Below are 4,900 nucleotides of genomic sequence, written 5' to 3' on the forward strand. Positions count from 1 at the left end.
GGAGGCCGGGGCGAAGTTCGCGGACTACTTCGAGTTCTCCGAGCCCTTCACGAAGCTGCCCTCGCATCGCATCCTGGCGTTGTTCCGGGGCGAGAAGGAGGGCGTGCTGGATATCTCCCCGGAGCCCGAGTCGACGCCTGACGCGTCCGAGACGCCGGGGCCCAGCCGCTACGAGCAGGCCATCGCGGCGGCCTTCGGTGTCGACGACCGGGGTCGCCCGGCCGACCGTTGGTTGGCGGACACAGTGCGCTGGGCCTGGCGCACCCGGATCCTGCTGCACCTCGGCATCGACCTGCGGATGCGGCTGCGCCAGGCGGCTGAGCAGGAAGCGGTCCGGGTGTTCGCCACCAACCTGCGCGACCTGCTGCTCGCTGCGCCCGCAGGTGCCCGTCCGACTATGGGACTGGACCCTGGCTACCGCACTGGCGTGAAGGTTGCCGTCATTGACGCCACCGGCAAGGTGGTGGCCACCGAGACCATTTACCCGCACGTTCCGCAACGCCGCTGGGATGCGGCGCTGGCCCTGCTGGCGCGCCTCGCCACGAAGCATCGGGTCGAGCTGATCGCGATCGGCAATGGCACCGCGTCGAGGGAGACCGACAAGCTCGCCGCCGAACTGGTCAGTCAACTCGGTGTCACCAAGGCCGTGGTGTCGGAGGCGGGCGCGTCGGTGTACTCCGCCTCGGCCTACGCCTCCCAGGAGCTGCCCGAGCTCGACGTGTCGCTGCGCGGCGCGGTGTCGATCGCCCGCCGGCTGCAGGATCCGCTGGCCGAACTCGTCAAGATCGACCCCAAGTCGATCGGCGTCGGTCAGTACCAGCACGATCTGCCCGAAGGCGCGCTGTCCCGCTCGCTGGACGCGGTGGTGGAGGACTGCGTCAACGCCGTCGGCGTCGATGTCAACACGGCGTCCGCGCCGCTGCTGCGGCGGGTGTCGGGCATCACCGTCGGGCTCGCCGAGAACATCGTGACGCACCGCGACGCGCACGGCCCGTTTCGCACCCGCCGGGCCCTGGCCGGCGTCCCGCGGCTGGGCCCCAAGGCGTTCGAGCAGTGCGCCGGCTTTTTGCGCATCCCGGGCGGGGACGATCCGCTGGACCGCTCGGCCGTGCACCCTGAGTCGTACCCTGTGGTGCGCCGCATCCTCACCGCCGCCGGTACCGACATCACCACATTGATCGGCAACACCACGGTGCTGCGGTCGCTGCGGCCCGCCGACTTCGTCGGTGTCATTTCCGGGATGACCATCGGCCTGCCGACCGTCACCGACATCCTCGCCGAGCTGGAGAAACCGGGCCGGGACCCGCGTCCGGCCTTCGCCACCGCAACCTTCGCCGAAGGCGTCGACAAGATCGCGGATCTGAAGCCGGGCATGGTGCTCGAAGGCATGGTGACGAACGTCGCGGCGTTCGGGGCTTTTGTTGATGTAGGCGTGCATCAAGACGGCCTGGTGCACGTCTCGGCGATGTCCAAGACCTTCGTCAAGGACCCCCGCGACGTGGTGAAGCCGGGCGACGTGGTGCGGGTGAAGGTGCTCGACGTGGACGTGCCACGCAACCGCATCGCCCTCACGCTGCGCCTCGACGACCCCGCCGAGCCCAAGCCGCCCGCCGGCACGTCTCGCAAAGCTGCCAGCAAGCCGCCCACCGCCGCCCCCCGCAAAGCCGCCGCGAAACGCCCGCCGGCGCCGAGCAAACCCGCCGCCGGCGGCGCGCTCGCCGACGCGCTACGCCGCGCCGGCTACGACGAGCAACGCTGAGCGATGATCCCGTCCGCGTTCTGGATGCAGAACGTTGCAATTCGAGGCCGTTTTACCGCGTTCTGCATCCAGAACGCGCGCACGGTGCGTTGGATTTTGTCGTTGCGGGCGTTCGTGGCGTTGCAGTCCATCGTGGTGCCTCCGTGCGCGCCGAAGCGGGGCGTTGACTAATCGAAGAGACGCCCGAGCAGGGCTCCCTGCCCGGACTGAAGGATGTGCGCGGCCTCCAACGGAATCCAGAAACACTCGAAATGCGTGTGTCGGTATCGCACACAATGCCGGCAATGGTGGCCCGGGGTGCCCGCTGGTCGCGCAGAGGCATGAACGAGATGGTGGTGTTGATCAAGCCACCGGAAGCGGTGCCGTCTGCACTGACGGTCAGCGACAGCAACCCGGCGGGCTTGTAGGCGGTGCTCCACGGGGTGACCACCAGCCCGCCAGGCCGGGTCTGCGCGACCCACGCCCAAGGCAACCGGGATGCAGCGACGGTGGACAGCACCCGGTCGTACGGCGGAATCTCCCGGTCAGGATCGTGTGAGCGCACGACGTCCAGAGCGGCGTCCACGTCGCCTGGATCGGCGACGGTCTCCAGTTCGATGAACGTCCGCCGGGCCAACTCCGGGACAGTGACCACGGTGGCGAGCAGGTCATGGCCCTGGGCGGTGAACCGGTAGTTCACGCATCGCATCTAGAACGCGATGATTTGCTCGACGCCGAGTGGCATGTCGGCAGTGCCGCGAACGCCGATCGGACCGGTTCGGCGGGTGCTGGCCGAACCCGTCGGACCGGTCCGAACCGTCGTTCAGCCTGTTGCCACCGGTCCCATCACGGCGAACACGGCACCATTGAGGTCCGTCAGGAAGGCTATCCGGCCGTACGGCGTGTCGTGCGGGCCGGCGAGAGCGGAGCCGCCCCCGGCGGTTGCCGCCGCGACCGCGGCATCGGCGTCGGCGACCGAGAAGTACGCGACCCAGTGCGCCGGCGTGCCGTCCGGGGCGCCCATCATCCCGCCCATGCCGCCGATCGGGTCACCGTCGAGATGGATTGTGGTGTAGTCCGCCGGAGCGCCGTCCACCGGTTGGTAGCGGTAGCCGAAGACGTTCGCGTAGAACTGTCGGGCGGCGTCCGGATCCGGCTGGCGGGAGTCGCTCCATACCAGACCGCCGGGCTCGTTGTAGATCTCGATGCCGATTGTGGCGGCGGCCTGCCACACGCCGAATGCCGCACCCGCGGCGTCGAGCGCCACGCACATCCGGCCGGCGCCCGGTACGTCCATCGGCTCGGCGAGCAGTGTGCCGCCATCGGCCACGATCGACTTCGCGGTGCCGTCCACGTCGTCGCTGGCCAGGTACGTTGTCCACGCGGACGTCTGACCCTCGGCCATGAACGGGGCGATGGCTGCGGCCGCGTGGCCGTCGACCTGGCAGATCTGGTAATGGCCGAAGTCCGGTCCGAGATCGAGGAACGACCAGCCGAACACGGCGCCATAGAACTCCTTCGCGGCGTCGAGGTCGGGAGCGGAAAGATCGACCCAGCACGGCGTGCCGGCGGGCCAAGGCTGTGAGCGTGTGGGCATCGTCGGGTCCTTTCGTGAGGCGGTTCAATCGGATGACTGCATGTCTACATCCCCACACTGACAACGACCGGCCGTCGGAGGCCCGCTGCGCGGGTGCTGGTTCGGTTCACCCCCTGATCCCGGCTTGCCCGCTACCTGCAATAGCGGGCGCGCGGTGCTCTGGAGTTCCAAACATTAGGTTCCACTAGGCGCTTCGAGACGCCCAGGAACCTGCATTAGGTTCCACTTGGCGATTCGCCGGCAATAGACCCAGACCGTTACCACGTCTGCCAGACGTCGAGGTTGTAGAACTTCGCTGGGCCGTCGCACAGCTTGGCCATCGCAGCGGAGAACTCGCTGGTCTCCGGGCGCTGGGAGTTTTCCATCGCGGCTTCGTAGGAGTCGAACTCGACAATGGTGAGGTAGTAGCCAGGGCGGTCCCGGTCGGCGGTGGCGGTCACCCGTCGCACTGTGTTGCCTGCCTCCAACTGGGGACGCCGCTCATCGATGAGGGCCTGGACCTCCTCGATGCGCGATGTCTGGTACTCGACGATCTGAACGAACCCGGCCATTGCGGTCTCCTGACTGTCGCTGTGGGCTTCCCACTGTCGGGAAGCCCACAGAAGAGTCGCCCCGCCGCCAGCACCGCACAAGCAGCCAAACCGGGGGAGCGCACCCGGTAGAGGTCCTCCACACTGGCAGTCATGAGAGCCGTCATCACAGCGGTTGTGCTCGCCACCGTCGCGGGTTGCGCGGCCCCCGGCGTGGCACCGGCACCACCGCCGATGAGCAGTGCTCGTCCCCCGGGGGCGCCCCCGCCGGCCGCGATCGGGGCCGCCGACTGGCCGACCTACCACCACGACAACGCCCGCACTGGCGTCGCCGATCAGCTCGCCCCGCTCGGGACGCTTCGCACAGCATGGCAAACGAAGCTCGACGGCGCGGTGTACGGCCAACCACTGGTGATCGGCGACCGGGTGATCGCGGCGACCGAGCACAACACGGTCTACGAGCTCAACGTCGCTGATGGACACATCCAGTGGTCGGCGTCGCTGGGTCAGCCGGTACCAGGATCGGACCTGCCCTGCGGCAACATCGACCCGCTCGGGATCACCGGCACACCGGCCTACGACCAGACCAGCGGGCTGGTGTTCGCCGTCGCCGAGACCCCAGGCGGCCGGCACACCCTGGCTGGCGTGGACCTGGCCAGCGGCGCGGTCATGCTGCGCCGGGCGCTCCCGCCGCCGTACGGCGACGAGATCGCCCACCAGCAACGTTCCGCGCTGACGGTGCTTGACGGCTGGGTGTACGTCGCCTACGGCGGGTTGTTCGGTGACTGCGGCAACTACATCGGCTCGGTGGTCGCCGCGCCGACCACCGGCACCGGCCCGCTGCGCAGCTATGCCGTTCCGACCACTCGAGAAGGCGGGATCTGGGCACCTGGGGGCGCCGCCGTCGGCAACGGACGGTTGTACTACGCGGTCGGCAACGGCGAGTCCACCCAGGACTACGACCACAGCGACTCGGTACTCGCGCTGACCCCGCAACTGACCCTGGCGGACAGCTTCAGCCCCGCGCAGTGGATG

Annotated in this window: 5 protein-coding genes; 2 read left to right on the plus strand and 3 right to left on the minus strand. The window is 68.8% G+C overall.

Translation table 11 applies throughout. The annotated features are described in order from the left end of the window. The coding region (locus tag VFW69_RS06080) for a helix-hairpin-helix domain-containing protein (protein WP_526499184.1) at positions 1-1,759 on the plus strand (1,759 nt) is incomplete at its 5' end. A 52-nt stretch (positions 1,760-1,811) separates the two neighbouring features. Here the strand turns inward: VFW69_RS06080 and VFW69_RS06085 are convergent. From VFW69_RS06085 to VFW69_RS06095, 3 genes are all read right to left on the minus strand, one after another. Continuing rightward, positions 1,812-2,438 (minus strand): hypothetical protein, encoded by a 627-nt coding sequence (locus VFW69_RS06085; RefSeq protein ID WP_526499186.1) that lies wholly within the window; start codon positions 2,436-2,438, stop codon positions 1,812-1,814. Between the two features lie 123 nt (positions 2,439-2,561). Beyond that, the gene (locus VFW69_RS06090) at positions 2,562-3,335 is read right to left on the minus strand and encodes a VOC family protein (RefSeq protein ID WP_526499188.1); all 774 of its coding nucleotides are present in this window, start codon (positions 3,333-3,335) and stop codon (positions 2,562-2,564) included. A gap of 257 nt (positions 3,336-3,592) precedes the next feature. Next, the gene (locus tag VFW69_RS06095) at positions 3,593-3,886 is read right to left on the minus strand and encodes a hypothetical protein (protein ID WP_526499190.1); all 294 of its coding nucleotides are present in this window, start codon (positions 3,884-3,886) and stop codon (positions 3,593-3,595) included. Between the two features lie 132 nt (positions 3,887-4,018). On the opposite strand from VFW69_RS06095, the gene VFW69_RS06100 reads away from it, so the two are divergent. Next, positions 4,019-4,900: BamB-related PQQ repeat family beta-propellar protein (locus tag VFW69_RS06100; RefSeq protein ID WP_526499192.1), on the plus strand; the 882-nt coding region annotated here is incomplete at its 3' end.

Origin of the sequence: Mycobacterium sp., from assembly GCF_036273375.1 — a bacterium.
GTDB lineage: Bacteria > Actinomycetota > Actinomycetes > Mycobacteriales > Mycobacteriaceae > Mycobacterium.

Excerpts from the sequence above, each read along its gene's own strand:
- VFW69_RS06090 (WP_526499188.1), bottom strand. The coding sequence starts at position 3,335 with ATGCCCACACGCTCACAGCCTTGGCCCGCCGGCACGCCGTGCTGGGTC.
- VFW69_RS06095 (WP_526499190.1), bottom strand. The coding sequence starts at position 3,886 with ATGGCCGGGTTCGTTCAGATCGTCGAGTACCAGACATCGCGCATCGAG.